Annotated in this window: 19 protein-coding genes and 1 pseudogene; 8 read left to right on the top strand and 12 right to left on the bottom strand. The window is 66.1% G+C overall.

Annotated elements, in window-relative coordinates:
• Positions 1-321 (top strand): hypothetical protein (locus tag ABZX90_RS05915; protein ID WP_355201761.1); only part of this gene is annotated, 321 nt, incomplete at its 5' end.
• On the opposite strand, the gene ABZX90_RS05910 is transcribed toward ABZX90_RS05915, so the two are convergent.
• From ABZX90_RS05910 to ABZX90_RS05900, 3 genes are all read right to left on the bottom strand, one after another.
• The gene (locus ABZX90_RS05910; RefSeq protein ID WP_355201759.1) at positions 270-566 is read right to left on the bottom strand and encodes a GntR family transcriptional regulator; all 297 of its coding nucleotides are present in this window, start codon (positions 564-566) and stop codon (positions 270-272) included. The genes ABZX90_RS05915 and ABZX90_RS05910 overlap by 52 nt on opposite strands.
• A gap of 799 nt (positions 567-1,365) precedes the next feature.
• Positions 1,366-1,506: a hypothetical protein gene (locus tag ABZX90_RS05905; RefSeq protein ID WP_355201757.1), complete on the bottom strand. Its 141-nt coding sequence runs from the start codon at positions 1,504-1,506 to the stop codon at positions 1,366-1,368.
• A 211-nt stretch (positions 1,507-1,717) separates the two neighbouring features.
• A complete protein-coding gene (locus ABZX90_RS05900) occupies positions 1,718-2,482 on the bottom strand; it encodes a hypothetical protein (RefSeq protein ID WP_355201755.1) in 765 nt (254 codons plus the stop codon).
• A 461-nt stretch (positions 2,483-2,943) separates the two neighbouring features.
• Between ABZX90_RS05900 and ABZX90_RS05895 the strand changes: the two are divergent.
• Positions 2,944-3,695: pseudogene (locus ABZX90_RS05895) on the top strand (IS5 family transposase).
• A 19-nt stretch (positions 3,696-3,714) separates the two neighbouring features.
• Here ABZX90_RS05895 and ABZX90_RS05890 read toward each other — a convergent pair.
• Positions 3,715-3,897 carry a hypothetical protein gene (locus ABZX90_RS05890; RefSeq protein ID WP_355201753.1) on the bottom strand — a complete coding sequence of 61 codons (183 nt, stop codon included), beginning with the start codon at positions 3,895-3,897 and terminating at the stop codon, positions 3,715-3,717.
• 192 nt (positions 3,898-4,089) lie between these two features.
• Here ABZX90_RS05890 and ABZX90_RS05885 point away from each other — a divergent pair, with 192 nt between their 5' ends.
• On the top strand, positions 4,090-4,557 hold the full coding sequence (locus tag ABZX90_RS05885; protein ID WP_355201751.1) for a hypothetical protein: 468 nt from the start codon (positions 4,090-4,092) through the stop codon (positions 4,555-4,557).
• Between the two features lie 136 nt (positions 4,558-4,693).
• On the opposite strand, the gene ABZX90_RS05880 is transcribed toward ABZX90_RS05885, so the two are convergent.
• Complete coding sequence (locus tag ABZX90_RS05880) at positions 4,694-4,987, bottom strand: transposase (RefSeq protein ID WP_355201749.1); 294 nt, start codon at positions 4,985-4,987, stop codon at positions 4,694-4,696.
• Positions 4,988-5,514: 527 nt separating this feature from the next.
• Between ABZX90_RS05880 and ABZX90_RS05875 the strand changes: the two genes are divergently transcribed.
• Positions 5,515-5,658 (top strand): hypothetical protein, encoded by a 144-nt coding sequence (locus ABZX90_RS05875; protein ID WP_355201747.1) that lies wholly within the window; start codon positions 5,515-5,517, stop codon positions 5,656-5,658.
• A gap of 80 nt (positions 5,659-5,738) precedes the next feature.
• On the opposite strand, the gene ABZX90_RS05870 is transcribed toward ABZX90_RS05875, so the two are convergent.
• Positions 5,739-6,365: a hypothetical protein gene (locus ABZX90_RS05870; RefSeq protein WP_355201745.1), complete on the bottom strand. Its 627-nt coding sequence runs from the start codon at positions 6,363-6,365 to the stop codon at positions 5,739-5,741.
• Between the two features lie 1,213 nt (positions 6,366-7,578).
• Between ABZX90_RS05870 and ABZX90_RS05865 the strand changes: the two genes are divergently transcribed.
• The 3 genes from ABZX90_RS05865 to ABZX90_RS05855 all read left to right on the top strand — a co-directional run bounded on the left by ABZX90_RS05865 (position 7,579) and on the right by ABZX90_RS05855 (position 8,631).
• Positions 7,579-7,854, top strand: a complete 276-nt coding sequence (locus ABZX90_RS05865) for a DUF6313 family protein (protein WP_355201743.1) — start codon at positions 7,579-7,581, stop codon at positions 7,852-7,854.
• Positions 7,851-8,111, top strand: coding sequence for a DUF6313 family protein (locus ABZX90_RS05860; RefSeq protein ID WP_355201741.1), 261 nt, complete (start codon positions 7,851-7,853; stop codon positions 8,109-8,111). Before ABZX90_RS05865 ends, ABZX90_RS05860 begins: the two co-directional genes overlap by 4 nt.
• A 322-nt stretch (positions 8,112-8,433) precedes the next feature.
• The gene (locus tag ABZX90_RS05855; protein WP_355201792.1) at positions 8,434-8,631 is read left to right on the top strand and encodes a helix-turn-helix domain-containing protein; all 198 of its coding nucleotides are present in this window, start codon (positions 8,434-8,436) and stop codon (positions 8,629-8,631) included.
• Between the two features lie 469 nt (positions 8,632-9,100).
• On the opposite strand, the gene ABZX90_RS05850 is transcribed toward ABZX90_RS05855, so the two are convergent.
• The 6 genes from ABZX90_RS05850 to ABZX90_RS05825 form a co-directional block, all read right to left on the bottom strand.
• On the bottom strand, positions 9,101-9,331 hold the full coding sequence (locus tag ABZX90_RS05850) for a hypothetical protein (RefSeq protein ID WP_355201739.1): 231 nt from the start codon (positions 9,329-9,331) through the stop codon (positions 9,101-9,103).
• Between the two features lie 49 nt (positions 9,332-9,380).
• A complete protein-coding gene (locus ABZX90_RS05845; protein WP_355201737.1) occupies positions 9,381-10,091 on the bottom strand; it encodes an alpha/beta hydrolase in 711 nt (236 codons plus the stop codon).
• 166 nt (positions 10,092-10,257) lie between these two features.
• Entirely contained in the window at positions 10,258-11,154 is an 897-nt protein-coding gene (locus ABZX90_RS05840) for an MBL fold metallo-hydrolase (RefSeq protein ID WP_355201736.1), read from the bottom strand.
• Positions 11,155-11,249: 95 nt separating this feature from the next.
• Positions 11,250-11,969: a hypothetical protein gene (locus ABZX90_RS05835; RefSeq protein WP_355201734.1), complete on the bottom strand. Its 720-nt coding sequence runs from the start codon at positions 11,967-11,969 to the stop codon at positions 11,250-11,252.
• A gap of 97 nt (positions 11,970-12,066) precedes the next feature.
• Positions 12,067-12,963, bottom strand: a complete 897-nt coding sequence (locus tag ABZX90_RS05830; protein WP_355201732.1) for an alpha/beta hydrolase — start codon at positions 12,961-12,963, stop codon at positions 12,067-12,069.
• Between the two features lie 86 nt (positions 12,964-13,049).
• Positions 13,050-13,613, bottom strand: coding sequence for a hypothetical protein (locus ABZX90_RS05825; protein ID WP_355201730.1), 564 nt, complete (start codon positions 13,611-13,613; stop codon positions 13,050-13,052).
• 389 nt (positions 13,614-14,002) lie between these two features.
• Between ABZX90_RS05825 and ABZX90_RS05820 the strand changes: the two genes are divergently transcribed.
• Positions 14,003-14,500 (top strand): helix-turn-helix domain-containing protein, encoded by a 498-nt coding sequence (locus tag ABZX90_RS05820; RefSeq protein WP_355201728.1) that lies wholly within the window; start codon positions 14,003-14,005, stop codon positions 14,498-14,500.
• Positions 14,501-14,569: the final 69 nt, after the last annotated feature.

Raw genomic sequence — 14,569 nt, 5'->3', positions numbered from 1 at the left:
CACTCCGTCTCCGACCATGTGCAATACCGAGGCTGCCTCGTGACGAACCGCAGTGGTGGAGCGCAGATCGCGCTGGTTGCGACTCTCAACACCACCAAGGCCGTAGACATCAGCGGTGCACTCAACAGCAGCTTCGGCAGCAGCGCTTTCTGCACCAAGGAGCGGTACCTCGGCCAGTACAGCCTGATCTGCTATTCGCCGACCCGGCCAGTGGGCGTGTGCGACGCACTCACGGGAGACACGTCGATGATCGTCAATGGCGTCTCCAACTACACACGAACCGGCACGCGACCCCGGCCGGTCGCCTGCGACAACGCGTAGGCGCACCGCCTGAGCCCACGCGCAGCGCGCCCTATGGGAAGCGGCGGACGGCTGGCAGCACGCCGAACTGTCATACGGACCACCCCGAATTCGCGCCCGATCTCGGCCTCGGACGGCAACCCCTCCGGATAGGACCCAGCGGCGATCCGCTCGCGTAACAGTGCGACGCCGATTCGTCGCAGGCGTGGACGGGCGTCATGTGACGCGGGCTCATAAAGTGCACCCGCCCATCTCTGCGCACGCATTGGACCCATCGTCCCTTGCCTTCGCGAGGCACTCGGAGCAGGGCGGCAGGGAAGCAGCCGACGGAGCGCCGACGCGTCAGCCCCCTTTCACCGGCCTCCTGAACTGCTGGGGAGTCTGAATCTCTGATCAGAGGTGCCGCGCGGCCCTCACAATGTCTACGCCAGTGGGGCCGCGCGCTGGCGCCGACCCGCGCCCACTACGGGGACGAAATACCAGGCCGGAACGGGGGACGGTCGGCTCCGCAGCTTACCCACCTCGCCAATCCGGGTCCCGCGTCGGGCAAGACCAGGGGGCCAATCGGGCACAACAGGGGCAGGGGGACACCTGCCCGATTTCGCGGGCCAGCGTAAGGCCCCCTGATCATGCCCGACCCCAGACTGGGCAGGCCACCGGCCAAACCTGCGGAGCTGACCTCACGTAGTTCTCCATCGCTCAACAGGACCTATGGTGCTGGCGGCCGCCGCCCTATGCTCAATGCGTGGCCAACGATGAAGCCCGAGGGCGTATCCGGCCGGACGGAACTCGCAAACGTGCCACCTTCACCACGGGGGCGAGTCCTCGCGACAAGAACGCGTCCAGAAGTCCGACACGGGACACCGTCGCTCCGGCGGAGCTCATCGAGATGGCATGTCGCCGATTTGGCAAGGCAGGGGCATGGGAGTTGCGGCAGCTCAAGCGCATGCGCAGAGATGATCCCGACCAGTTCGCGCGGCTGCTGCACGAGGAGCGTGCGGGCACGAACTAGCCAACACTAAGCCACAGTCCGCCGACCTCGTCGTCATGCACACCGCTGGGAACCTACTGGGGTTCGGTGGTGCCAGGTTGGGGGAACATCGAGGACTTCGTGAGCGGCGAGCCCTTCAGGCACGGAGTACTCGCGATCACGTCCGTCTGGCCGAAGCCCTTCAGGTAGGAGACGAAGATAGTGAATTCCCCCAACCTTCCATGGGATGTGTATCGCTTCAGGTCCTTGTCATGAGTGCGCCATTCACCCATGGTCCAACCCTGTTTCTGGAGGTCGGCTCGGACATCCGGGCCAACGTCCGGAGACCCCGCCTGAATGATCGACATTGTTGTCGTGTGTCGCCGTCATGCAGGATCGGTGGGGCTTGCGGCGGTCTCAAGGTGAGGACACCGCAAGCCTTCACGGCTACTGCGAGTTGTACGCCTTGATGCTCACTGCCGGGCCATAGGAGTTGCGGGCCACCGCGGCGGCTGCTTTCCCGGTCACGTGGACGATCGCGGTGCCTTGGGCTGGCACCTCCGTCAGGCCGCCAATCGCGGTGACCTCGACGGCTTGTTGGGTGACGCCCTTGGGCGGCTGGTCCCACAGAACGTAGGCGATCCGTACGGAGACGGGGATGTCGTCCTCGTTGGTCAGCTTGACTGCCGAGAAACCCTCGAACCTGGTGATCTCGCGCCCGTGGCTGTCCAGCGCCTGCGTCGTCACCGCGTGCTGGCCGGCGGGAATGGAAGCGATGGTCGTGCGCCTCACCGTCACACGGACGTCCGCCACGTCATGTTTGCCCGGGCCTGAAAATCGCAGGATGTCGAAGCTCATTCCATACGGAGCCACCAGTTCCCCCCGGTCGCTTCCGTAGATCGTGCTCACCTTCACTTGGCGCAGCACATGATCATGCTTGTCCAGTGCCTTGAATGACAGCACTGGGACCACAGAGGCGGGCAGATCGTTCGTGATCTGCAGGGTCTGATTGATGGTTTCGTCTTCGCCGGAGTCGCCCACGTAGTCGAACGACAGCGCCGTGGATCCGAAATTCTCCTCGTCGGAACGCTCAGTGCTGCTTGCGTCTCGTCCTTTCCCCGTGTCTGCGACCGGCCCACAAGCCGACATGAGTGCCCCGCTCGCGGCCATTGCCACACTCGCGGCAACCAGTCTTCGCCAGCCCACCTTCACAGCTAGCCCCCTCCCTGTCGATCACTCTTGGCGGGACGGTATACGACCGTGGTCCGCCAGCCCGCGGCGCCCCCGACCTGGGCTTTCGGCTGATCCACGGGCGCCGCAAGTGACGGCAGCCTGTACCACGTTGACGGCTAAGTAATTGGTGAAGACAGGCAAAAGGCAGGAAATCTACCTGACCGTTACGGAGCGGGCAAGGACGGTTCCGTCTTCCCGCTGAGGACGGGCAACGGGCGGCTTTAGGTGCGGGTCGTTGCTACTTCCGGGGTTGAGCTGCTCGGATGCTTCAAGATCCTGTCCACGAATAGTCCACAGGCGCCGACATAGAGTTCGTAACACGATCTTGTTGAGGTGCCCTGGTCGGGCGTGACCGATGTGACGATTCGCCCGTTCGGGAGGGTGTGAGTGCTCGGCCGTGGATCGTGGATGACGACTTGTGGACGCTGATCGAGCCGCTGATGCCGCCCTGGCCGGAGCGATCGCCGGGGCCTCGGCCGGTGGCAGACCGGCTGTGTCTGCAGGGCATCCTGTACGTGCTCTACAACGACATTGCCTGGCAACTGCTGCCCCTGGAGCTGGGGTTCGGTTCCGGACAGACCTGCTGGCGGCGTCTGGAGCGGTGGCAGCAGGCCGGGGTCTTCGACCGGCTGCACCGCATTCTGCTCGCCGAGCTGAATGCGGCCGGCGAACTCGACTGGTCGAGGGCGTGTGTGGACGGCTCCCGCATCCGTGCGAGAAAGGGGGAGCCGACACCGGTCCGTCACCGGTCGACCGCCGGAAGACAGGCAGCAAGCATCACTTGATCTGCGACGGACGCGGCACCCCGCTCAAGGTCATCACCACCGCGGCGAACGTCAACGACGTCACTCAGACCCTCGCCCTGCTCGACGGCGTCCCGCCGGTGGCCGGGCGTCCCGGCCGACCACGACGCCGCCCCGATTCGCTGCTCGGGGACAAGGGCTACGACTCCAACCCTCACCGCGAGGAGCTGCGCAAGCGCCGGATCCTGCCGGTGATCTCCCGCAAGGGCGCCCCGAACATCAAGGGCCTGGGCAAGCTCCGTTACGTCGTGGAGCAGACCTTCGACCTGCTCCACCAGTTCAAACGCCTCGCCGTCCGCTGGGAACGCCGAACCGAACTCCACGATGCCTTCGTCTCATTGGCCTGCGGCCTCATCTGCTGGAGACGACTGAAGAAGCACCGATCATGACCGTGTCACGAGCTTTTGGCTACAACTCACACCACTCACCCAGAGGGCTGGCCGCCCACGTCTGGGTGAAGTCGTGCACCAGGTCCCACGCCCGATCGATATCCAGGACAAAGGCGCCCGTGAACGCGGCGAGGTCGTCCATGATCGGGACTTCCACGACGGCACCCGAGGACACGGTGTCGTCTCCTACGAGCAGAGACAAAGGCGGAAGGAGTGGGGCCGACTGGGCCGCTCCGAGGACGTGGTCGAGAAGCTCCCGGGCTCGCAGAACGATGACCCGCCCCTCTCGGACCTTCAGGAGTCGTCAGCGGGTTTTCCCCATCCTTCAGGCGTAGGCGGTGGTGTTCGGGGATCCTGTTGAGGTACCTCGGAAAACCACTGTAAGGAGCCCCCAGTGCGCCGCCCGACCCGGAAAGCCTTCGCCGCCCTCATCGCCGCAGCCGGCCTCGCCCTCCTCACCCCCACACCCGCCTCGGCTGCCACCGCCACCAGCCGCTTCGCGAACTACCGCTACGGTGACTGCCTGCGCGAGACCTCCGAAACCGGCCTCAAGGGCGACCGCTGCACCACCGGACGCGGCAGCCTCCTGTGGCAGTGGAACGGCCGCCTCAACACCAGCACCACTCTTAAGAACAACTTCTGGGACCGCTGCCTCGACAGCAATGACCGGGGCGACGTCTACCCCCTGCGCTGTAACGGCGGCTCATACCAGAAGTGGCGCACCGTCCAGCCCGCCGCCCGCAGCGCCATCATGCTCCAAAGCGTCGGCACGGGCCGCTGCCTCTACCAGCAGGACAACGGCTACTACCGCACTGCCCGCTGCGACCGAGGCGCCCAGAACCAGCGCTTCACCATCGGCTGAACGTATCTCCCGACCGCTTCAAGATGCCGCCGGGCGAGCAGCTCTTCTTTACGCGAGGCCGGAAGGCGGTCCGTTGGCCGCGGTGGTGATGACCTTGAACGGGGTGCCCTTCCCGTCGCAGATCAGATGGTGTTTACTACCCGTCTTCCCGCGGTCGACCGGTGACGGGCCGGTCGCCTCGCCCCCTTTCTTTCGCGCGGATGTGGGAGGCATCCACGCAGGCCCGGGTCCAGTCCAGGGCGTCGGCCGCGTGCAACTCGGCGAGCCGGATGCCGTGCAGCGTCTCGAAGACGCCGGCCTCATGCCACCGACCTAGCCGACGCCAGCACGTCTGTCCGGAGCCGAACCCCAGCTCCAGCGGCAGCAGTTGCCAACTGACGTCGTTGTAGAGCACGTACAGGATGCCCTGCAGGCACCGCCGGTCATCCACCGGCCTCGGGTCGGGAGCCTTCCGCGGCCACGGCGGCAGCAACGGCTCGATCAGCTCCTACAGTTCATCCTCCACGATCCACGGCCGATTCCCCACACCTCACGAACGGCGGAATCGTCGTACCGGTCACGCCCGACCAGCACCCATCCACAAGATCGTGTTACGAGTTCTATGGGTCCGTCTAGCGAACATGCGCCGGCCGACAGCCACCGGAGCGCGGCGAAAGGTATCCGGACTGTCCGACTAAGGCGCTGACCTGCATAAACACCCCGGACAGTAGGAGCAGAGGCTGTCTGGGGTGTCCGGTCGGAGGCGAGCTCAGATGTCGCGGACGAGCCGAAGCCTGAGGGAAGAGCGATTCACGAGGTCGATGTGCAGGCACGCCTCCCCATTGCCGGTGAGGACTGCATCGGTCTCCCCCGTAAGAAGCGCGCCGCAGGCAAGCAGGCTTCCTGACGTCCACCTGTCCCTATTCGCCAGCGCACGCGTCCGCGGGCACTGAGGGCATCGAGAACAAGATCCACCACGTGCGCGATACAACCTTCGCCGAGGACACCTCCCAACTCCGGACCGGGACCGCAGCCCGCGCCATCGGCGCCCTCCGCCTGGCCAGCTTCGACAACATCGTCTCCGGACTCCCCAGACGCCCCGGGGCACCACCCGGCCGCTGACCACCCTCAGCATCACGTGATCAAGCCAGCCGCAACGCGAATACGACGCAACCCTGGGTGATGATGAATGGGGGATTACCTCAGATTTGAGCCCGTATGAAAACGCTGGCCCCGCCGAGGATAAGCGAGATGATAGCTAAGGCCGTCAGGGCCCAACCAGCATTTATGCACCGATGCTTGCGAAGTACGATTCCGGCCAAGTGAACCACATTGTAGGAGAGTGTTGCTACTTCAAACCCGGCATCAGCTTGACTGATTAGAGCGGCAGCGGGTTCTAATTCTAGGTGCGCCATATCCCCAAAATACCAAAGAACTTCCGGCCTATAAGTACTAGGATCATTCGGTCGCACACCGAGACGGGCGAACGTTCCCTTGTAGTTTGCACCGTGGCGTGACCACAGGCATGCCGCCGCACACGTAACGGCCCCCAGTAGCGCGCCCGTTGAGACAGAGAGGAAGAGCCAGGTTTCAACACCTGAAACTTTGCGCAGCTCATGCTTACTTGTGACATTGTCAGCAGTGATGCCGAAGAGCACCGTGACTAAAATCCCGTTCACTGTGAGAATCAATTGCGCCTTAGATTCGGCAACTTTGTACCAATCAATCACCCGGTCGTAAACGCGTCGGACATATTCTCTGTCGATTTCGGGGGTGCTCGGAGGGTCGGCAGAACTGTCGGCCCCTGACGCGTCACCTTCAGCGAGCATGCAAGGAACCTCCGAGTAGCTGCCTGAATGAGTCTCTGGAAGGCCACGGCTGCGAAGCGGCTCGTGCAGGTTGGGGCAACGCTGCCCGTCCATCAGCTTGCTCAACCCACCAGCAAGGAGCAGTGCCCTTACGTCCGCGCGCCCCCTGGGCGGCTCCCTGGCACTGGCCCGCACTGACTGCCATACCGTGTCGGCCGATCGTTCGCTCCCCCGCAAAGCGGCGGTGAACTCGCGGTTCGTCTGCCCGCCCTCGAAGCGGACGACAACCTGCAACCGGATCCGCTCCCGCGCGGCCCTCTCGGCGTCGGTCAGACCACCACCCTGCGCATAGGGGGGCGACTTCCTATACCAGCGTCCTACCTGTCCGGCTGACCGGCTTTGCCGCTCACCTGCACAAGCAGTCCGGACAGGTCAGAGTGCCAGTGTCCAGGCTGTCCGGTCACAGATGGCTGTAACACCCGGGGGGGCAGCCCATCGTCGGCGCCGGCCTTCCAACGGACGCAGGAGCCGGAGGCGACTTCCGACTTCGCGCTATCTGCGATGCGGGAGGCCACCGGACGCCTCCTGGGATCAAGGAACCTGCTGGCCAAAGCCCATTCGCAAACCGAACTCTGATTGTGCTCCGGAGCCGTGGGACGGCTGACGTTCTACGCGGTACCACGCCTGGGTGTCGCTTCAGGCGGTCATCCCTACTGCCTTCAGGAACCCTGACCACGAGGGCACCCGCCGGCCGGGCAGGGCGTTACTCAGGCTGAGTTGCAGGGTGCGGCGGAGTGGGTGGGGGACTGCAGGATGGCCTCGTTGCGGGCGGCCAGCCGGGCGAGTTCGAGTGGGCTGGGCAGCCGGTCACTTTTCGTTCCCTTGCAGGTGGCGTGTGCTGGGGCGAGGTTCCGCGGTTCAGCAAACATCCGCCCCTGCCGACTGCTCCGTCCTGTGCCTTGGCCGCATGTCCGAGTCCTGCCACGGAACCTCTCGGCTAGGGCCAGCAACCAGTCCCGACCGAGAGGGTCTCGGCCGACCACTGACCTTCCCAAGGCGGTAGCCCTGTCGCTACCGTCTCCGTGTGACCTCTCCTCCTGTCGCGCCCCCGCCTCCCCCAGGTGATCGGCTATCGGAGTCGGTCCGTGACCGATACAGAGGGCTCTCGCGATTCAACCGACCGATTTACTGGCTGCTGACCCGAGGTTCATGGTGGCTGGCGAGCTTTGGCGCCATGTACGTTCTCTGTGGCTTCCTCATCGGGTGGACCACCTCTTACGAGGTGATGTTAGGAATCACATCACCCGCTGAGACTCGCCTGCGACCTTTGAGCTGGTTGTTGTCTCTCATGGGCTGGCTCGCTGCCCCAGCTGTCGTAGGAGGAGTCACTGGCTATCTGGTGAACCGTCAGGTAGATCGGCGACGGCGCAACTCGGAGGCAGCAGTGCTGGCCCGGATGCTCGCGGAAGCTGGCTACGTGGTGTCCCCACCCCAGGGCGGCTCTTCATGACGTCACTGAGCCAACTGTATGACCGGGGCGGCGAGTCCAAGCACTTCGCTGAGGAGTACGTGAACAAAGCACATGCCGGCAATTGGGCGCTGAGTAAGGATCGCTGGACAAAAACGGTGCGACATATCGCCGACAACGTGTCGGAATTTGACGATATATCTGCCACCGATGCGCGACAACGCGCTGAACAGCTGGCCCGAGCGCAGTGCCTGCTGCTCGCGCAAGTGGGAAGGTGTTGGGCATGCGCAACCTTGTAATCGAGATGCGTCCGTGGGTAGGCGGCGGGAAGCAGTGATCATGGTTGAGAAGGCCAAGGCCGAAGACGTGATCCGAGACATGCTAAAAGCAGCACTGCCAGATGCTTCAGACGAAGTGGTAGCGGCCACTGCTGGTGTCGTCGCAGTGATCGGGCAGCGGGAAGTAACTGCTGCCGACGCGGAAGCCTTGCGGGGGCTGCTGAGCATGCTCAGCATCCGGCCAGATACAGCCAGCGGTGCCGGTACTGAGCAGCGCGCCAACCCCGCCGCCAAGCCGCGTCCAACTCCCAGGTCTCTCAACGATTTCGACGAGGTGGAATTCATGTCCGTCGCGGAAGTGGCCTCGGTCATGGACGTAAGCAAAATGACGGTGTATCGCTTGGTTAACAGTGGCCACCTTCCCGCGATCAGGACTGGCGGCCGATCCTTCAGGGTCCCTACGTCGGCCCTACGCGAGTACCTGCGCAGAGAATATGTGCGGAACGACGTCGATCACGGCGCGCCTGGCGATCGCCGCTGAGGCGGTAGCACGGTTGTGGTCAGCTTGGCCAGGGTGAACCACCCGCAATACCGCGACGTCACAGGCGCAAGCCCCGAGTGAAGTACGGGCTCGGTGAGATGTGAATCAAGGTTCTCGCAGGACAGGGGCCGATTATTGTCGGGAACGCGCCTGCCCTCCGGAGCCGTGTGCGGGGGTTCGAATCCTGCCGGGGGCACCTTGCATGAGGTGCGCAGAGACCGGTCCGCGGCGCGCTCGACGACCGCGTCCATCGAGACTTTGAGCTGTCTCTTGTACTCAAGGACGAGTCGCTCCCCGTCGATCGTCAGCTCGCTGCGCGTTCCGCTGAACGTGCTGTCGGGGACGGGCCGGTGCTCGTCGCGGGCCTCCTTCACGAACTGCGCGGTGAGCTCGTGCGCGATGATCGTCAGGCCGTCGTGGGCCAGTAGATGGGCGTCGCCGATGTGGTCGGCGTACGCGTGGCTGTAGATCAGGTGGGTGATCGGCTTGGACGTACCTCCGCGATACCGTCCAGCAGTTTCCCGTCGAGGTCCGGGGGCGCGTCCACGACGACTACTCCCTTACGCGTGACCAGGAACATGGTGTTCACCATGCCGCTGGTGATGCCGTAGGCGCCTCCGCCGAGATCCGTGACGTGGTAGCCGGAACTGGGGATCTCGGGCCCTCGTGCGAATTCCGGTACCGGGGCGAACTCTGTCATCGGCGCAGTCCATTTCGTGCGGTGCCGGATCATGTGTGGGGACAGCTGGTCAGGATGCGCTCGTGGAGCCCGCAGCGGCCTGTTCGGCGATCCAGGATTGTGCGAGCTTCGTCCAGGCGGCGGCGTCGCCGGCGCCCTGGGCGAGGCCGAGGCTGTGGGGGCCGTGGGCGAAGACGTGCACCGGTACCTCGTGGGCGGCCAGTGCCGAGGCGAGGCGATAGGTGTGCTCGGGCGGGACGTAGATGTCCTCAGCGGTGTGCCACAGGAAGAAGGGCGGAGCCCCGGTGGTCACCAGGGCGTCGAGGGATGTCTGGCGGCGCATGTGTGGTGTGGCGTTCTCCCCGAGGAGGATCAGTCGCGCGGGCCGGTAGGTCTCGGTCTCCATGGAGGTGATCGCGTAGCCGAGGACGGCGAAGTGGACGGCTTCGTGTGGATCGTCGCCGGGTGTGAGCGCGGCCAGGCCCGCGAGGTGCCCGCCGGCCGAGAAGCCGATCACCCCGATGCGGTCCGCGCCCTGTGCGCGCCTGCGGCGGATCTCGGCCCGAAGGGCCAGGAGGGGTTCGGGGTGCCGGACGTGGAGCGGGTAGCGGAAGACGCTCGCCGACAGGCCCGATGCGGAGAGCCATTCGACGATCGGCTCTGCCTCGTGCGGGGCGTGTGAGGCGTAGCCCCCGCCCGGCAGGACGATCAGGTGTGTCGTCGCGGGCCGCACCCGCTCGCTTCGTCCACGGGCTGGTGCGGTCTCGGATCGATTGTCCATACCAGTCTCCTGAAGTGCTCACGGACGCCGGGAGCGGCCCTGGCCGCAGGCGATACGGAAGTCGTCACCACACCGGGCTCCTCGGCGTTCCGCGGCCGGGTGAGGTCCCGGTCGCGCGGCGGCTTCGGGTAGAGGGAGCCGACCTGCTGCGAGGCCGGGGATGCCGCTAGAACCAGGCGCCCACGGCGGCGGCGATGGGGTCGGCCCCCGGTTCGCGCAGCGCGTAGGTCGCCTTGGCGCCCACCCACACCAGGGTCCTGCCGTAGGGGAGGTCGGAGTGACTGTCGAGCATCGCCTGGAAGAACTCGGTCGGGGTGGAGCACTTCGCCAGCGCGGCTTCGGCGTCGTCGAGGTAGCGCCGGGTGAAGGCGATGACGCGGGTGGCGTCGTCGTCGAGTTCCTTGTTCTTGTGGCCGGCGACGATGTACCTCGGTCCCAGGGACTCGACGGTGTTGATGGCCTCGCGCCATGCGTCGAGGCCACCTCCGGCCGACTCGCCGATGTACATGTGGGCGCCGTTGTAGAGCGCATCGCCGGCTACCACGAGGCCGAGGTCGGGGACGTGCACGACGCTGGTCTGCTCGGTGTCCGTGTGGCCGACCTCGACGAGGTGCAGGTCGTGTCCTTCGAGGCTGAGGGTGTTGTCGGGGACGGTGACGGCGGTGACCGGGGCGTCGGGGATCTGGCCGGGCCAGAGCTTGTCCCAGGCGAAGGGCCGGGCTTCCACGTTGCCGTGCATGACGGCGATGGTGCCGGCGGTGGCCACGACGGGCGCGTCGAAGCGCTTGGCGAACTCGTTGTCGCCGAACCAGTGATCGCCGTGTCCGTGGGTGGCGACGATGGCGGTGATGTTCTTCCCGCTGGCGGTCACCCACGCGGCGACCTCCTCGATCTGGCCTGCGGTGAACGGCGGGTCGACCAGGACGGCGTCCCGCTCGCCGTGGACGAGTGTGGTCGAGCTCGGCTGGAAGGAGCGCTCCTCGCCGTTGGGCAGTGGCTCGGTGACGCTCATCGGGACCGGGCCGGAGACGAATACGGTGTAGCCGAGGGAATCCGTGGACATGGGTGCTGACCCTTCTGATCGGGTGGAGCGATGCGACTCGGGTGGCCCGACTCGGGCCTTCAAGGGGTCTTTGGAGGTTGGTGAGCTGAGGACGGCTAGGCGAAGCTGATCTCGCTGAGATCGATGGAGACCAGCAGGGGTTCGGCCAGGACCTGACCGTCGGGTGTGCGGGGGAGGATGCGGTGCTCGGTGGGGAGCGAGATCCCGTGGACCTGCGTGTAGCCGGAGAAGTGGTGGGCCCCGCTGCTGCCGCCCATGATCTCGACGTCGTAGTCCTGGCGCCGGATCAGGCCGTCACCGCCGACGTACACGGTCTGGACGCGCTCGTGGGTCGCGAGATGCTCGGGCCAGATCACGCGCAGCCGCCGCCACTCCTCCCCGTTCTCCTGCCACGGCTCCAGCTCCGCCGTCTCGAAGCCCGGCAGGGTGAAGCTGAACGGCTGGGTGAGGTAGGTCCACATCGAGGTACCGACGAAGTAGGCCAGTTGCAGGGTCGTCCACGGCGTCTCCAGGGTGTGGCCGGCGAACGAGTCCCTTGGGTGTTCCAGTGCTTCGAGCACCTCGCCCTCGAGCGTCTCGATGGCGACGCGTTCCGGCGTGAAGGCACTGCGCCGACCGGGGGCGCCGAACGGATGGTGCGACACCCGCTCCTCATGCAGGCCGGCGGTGACGCGGACGTCGTCCAGCACACCTTGCCGGCCCTTCAGCCCCCACACGGCGCCGCCCTGGAGGAGGCGCGCGGAGACCGTCTCCAGTTCGTTCCAGCGGGCTAGGCCGCCGTGGGCCTCCACGATCTCATCGAGCAGATCCGTCATTGCTTCTTCTCTCGTCTGCTTCGGCCTCCGAATCGGGACCAGGCGCGAAAGTCTTCGGACCACGTCCCCCCGTAGGGAGGGCTTTCGAGGGATGCCGCTACCGCGGCTCGGTGAGGAATGCTTCGACGTCGGCGGCGAACTCGGTGTGGTGCTGGAAGAGGAACCCGTGGGCCGAGTCGGGATAGATCTTCACGGCCGCGTGCGGGATCAGCCCGGCGAGCAGTTGGGAGTAGTGCGGCAGGATCATCGGGTCGCTGTCGCCGTTGGCCACGAACACCGGCAGCTTGAGGCAGCCGAGCCGTTGGAGCATGCCGTGGTCGGGGATGCCCCAGGTGCAGACCGCGTCGTACTGCGCTTCCCGGGTGGCCCAGGAGGGGGGCGCGTCCCGGTCCGCGCTCCTGGCGAACATTCGCTGCAGGGCCTCTTGGCCGGCCTTCCTGCTCGCCGAGGAGGACGTGTAGAAGACGTCGAGGACCTCCTCGGCCCCGGTGTTCGGTGAGCCGATGGCGCCGATGACCTCCGGTGACCAGCCGTGCATCCCGGCCGCGCCCTGCGGCGCCGATGAGGCAAGGACCAGGCGCCGCACGATCCTCGGCCGGGTCAACGCGATCTGCTGGGCGACGAAGCTGCCGAGGGAGAATCCCAGGACGTCGACATGGTCCAGGCTCATGGCGGTCAGGAAGGCGACGGCGTCGTCGGCCATCTGCTCCACGGTGCCCGGCGTGCTGCCGCTGGAGCCGCCGACCCCGGTGTTGTCGAAGGCGATCACGCGTCTGGTCGTGGCGAGCGCGTCGACGAGTGCGGGATCCCAGTTGTCGAGGTTCCCGCGGAAGTGCTGGAGCAGCAGCAGCGGGACGTCTCGGGAGCTGTCGTCCGTGTCCCGGTAGGCGTAGTCGATGCCGTTCGCGGCGGTGACCGTCCTATTCGGCAGATCAACGTAGGAGTCCGCCTGCTGTCCCGCGCCGGTGCTGCTCTCGGTGGTACCGGTAGCCATGTGAACACTCCGATGGAATGTATTTTCGAACACTGATTCCGCAACGCGTATGGGGTCACTTTCACACCCGGCGGGTTTCCGGTCTCTCACCTGAACAGGTGAGGGAAGTGCCAGGGCCGGGCCACGCGGGCCGGGTCAGCGCCGCGGGTCGGTGTGGCGCTGCGCGAGCAGTCCGAGAGCCGCGACGGCGACGATCGCGACGCCGTGCCCAGGACGGTCGCCGGCAGGCCCGCGTAAGTGATCAGGAGGCCGGCGATGGTGGTGGGGATGCCGAAGCTCAGGCAGGCGACCATGTGGACGGCGGCGAACAATCCCGCCCTCTCGTGGGGGGCCGCGAGCGGGGCGATCGTACGGATGGCGCCGGAGAACGAGGCGCCGAAGCCGATGACGCCGCCCAGCCAGAGCAGGGCGAGTGCGCCGACCGCGACTCCGGCCGTGATCACCGCGGTACCCAGCAGCACGCTCGCGGTGCCCACTACGACGGTACGCCGAAGGCTCGGACGGCACAGGAAACAAACCTGCCGCGGCTGCGGCGGCGGGCTCGATGAAGGCCGTGCCCCGTTCAGCAGGCCGCTGTGCAGGTGGAGGATGTTCTCGATGATCGTCGGTGTGAGCCCCATGAACAGCCCGGCGAGCATCCAGGCGGCCATGTGGACGGGAATGCCGGCGGCGTATGCGCGCTGCCGTCGGTACGGAGATGCGGGGGATCAGCGAGCGGGCCGCTCCCGGCTTTCCGCCGGTGGTTCGGTGCTCCGGCGGCCACGTACAGCGCCGCGAAGGCAGCCGCGGAGCCGGCGAACGCGGCGTGAGAGGGGAGCAGGCGGCGGGGGCACGCGAGGCGGACGGGCGCCGCCAGGCCGGAGACGGGGTGGGGCTGTGCCTCAGTGATGGCCATCTCAGCATCTTCTAAAGCCAAGATCCGTGCCTTAATGGAGCGTAGACTCGAGAAGGGTTATTGCCAAGCTCTGTGCGTTAGCATGGGTGTGTGAGCGGAGAATCGTCCCCACGGCGTCGGACGGGCGGGCGTAGTGCGCTGGTGATGACCTCGATCCGGAAGGCGGTCGAGGAGCTGATCGCCGAGCAGGGCAGCGATGCCGTGACCATCCCGATGGTCGCGGAGCGGGCGGGAGTGAACCATTCGAGCATCTACCGCAGGTGGGGAGATGCTCGAACCATGATCAACGACCTGGCGACCTACCGGCTGGACCCGGAGCGCCCGCTCCCCGACACCGGGGATCTGTGCGCCGACATCACCGGCTGGGCGCAGGAGCTGGTGAGCCACTACGGCGTTCCGGTGAACGCGGCCCTGCTTCGGGGCGGGGCGGCTGCGGCCGGCGAGAGCGAGTCGGACTGCCTGCGCGACCGCCGGGCGGAAGCGGCCTCCTTCGCCGCGCGTTCCGGCGCCGACTTCAGCGGCGACGACGTCATCAACCGAGTCGTCGCCGCCATCATCTACCGGGTGATCTTCCTGCCGTGGACGCTGCCCGAAATGGACGTCCGCGCGCTGGTCGAGGACCTCTGCAACCGCGGAGGCTGACGACGTGCGAGGACGCGCCGTCCTCCCCGACACGATCAACGCCTTGCGGGTTCTTGATCGTTGCCCCCC

It is taken from the genome of Streptomyces sp. NPDC002935 (assembly GCF_040611295.1).
GTDB lineage: Bacteria > Actinomycetota > Actinomycetes > Streptomycetales > Streptomycetaceae > Streptomyces.
Note: the sequence above shows the minus strand (reverse complement) of the source record. Positions and strands in the feature narration are given on the sequence as shown.

Coding starts and splice junctions, on each gene's coding strand:
- ABZX90_RS05865 (WP_355201743.1), top strand. CDS start 7,579: ATGTACGTTCTCTGTGGCTTCCTCATCGGGTGGACCACCTCTTACGAG.
- ABZX90_RS05845 (WP_355201737.1), bottom strand. CDS start 10,091: ATGGACAATCGATCCGAGACCGCACCAGCCCGTGGACGAAGCGAGCGG.
- ABZX90_RS05855 (WP_355201792.1), top strand. CDS start 8,434: ATGTCCGTCGCGGAAGTGGCCTCGGTCATGGACGTAAGCAAAATGACG.
- ABZX90_RS05910 (WP_355201759.1), bottom strand. CDS start 566: ATGCGTGCGCAGAGATGGGCGGGTGCACTTTATGAGCCCGCGTCACAT.
- ABZX90_RS05860 (WP_355201741.1), top strand. CDS start 7,851: ATGACGTCACTGAGCCAACTGTATGACCGGGGCGGCGAGTCCAAGCAC.
- ABZX90_RS05830 (WP_355201732.1), bottom strand. CDS start 12,963: ATGGCTACCGGTACCACCGAGAGCAGCACCGGCGCGGGACAGCAGGCG.
- ABZX90_RS05835 (WP_355201734.1), bottom strand. CDS start 11,969: ATGACGGATCTGCTCGATGAGATCGTGGAGGCCCACGGCGGCCTAGCC.
- ABZX90_RS05820 (WP_355201728.1), top strand. CDS start 14,003: ATGACCTCGATCCGGAAGGCGGTCGAGGAGCTGATCGCCGAGCAGGGC.
- ABZX90_RS05870 (WP_355201745.1), bottom strand. CDS start 6,365: ATGCTCGCTGAAGGTGACGCGTCAGGGGCCGACAGTTCTGCCGACCCT.
- ABZX90_RS05825 (WP_355201730.1), bottom strand. CDS start 13,613: ATGGCCGCCTGGATGCTCGCCGGGCTGTTCATGGGGCTCACACCGACG.
- ABZX90_RS05850 (WP_355201739.1), bottom strand. CDS start 9,331: ATGACAGAGTTCGCCCCGGTACCGGAATTCGCACGAGGGCCCGAGATC.
- ABZX90_RS05840 (WP_355201736.1), bottom strand. CDS start 11,154: ATGTCCACGGATTCCCTCGGCTACACCGTATTCGTCTCCGGCCCGGTC.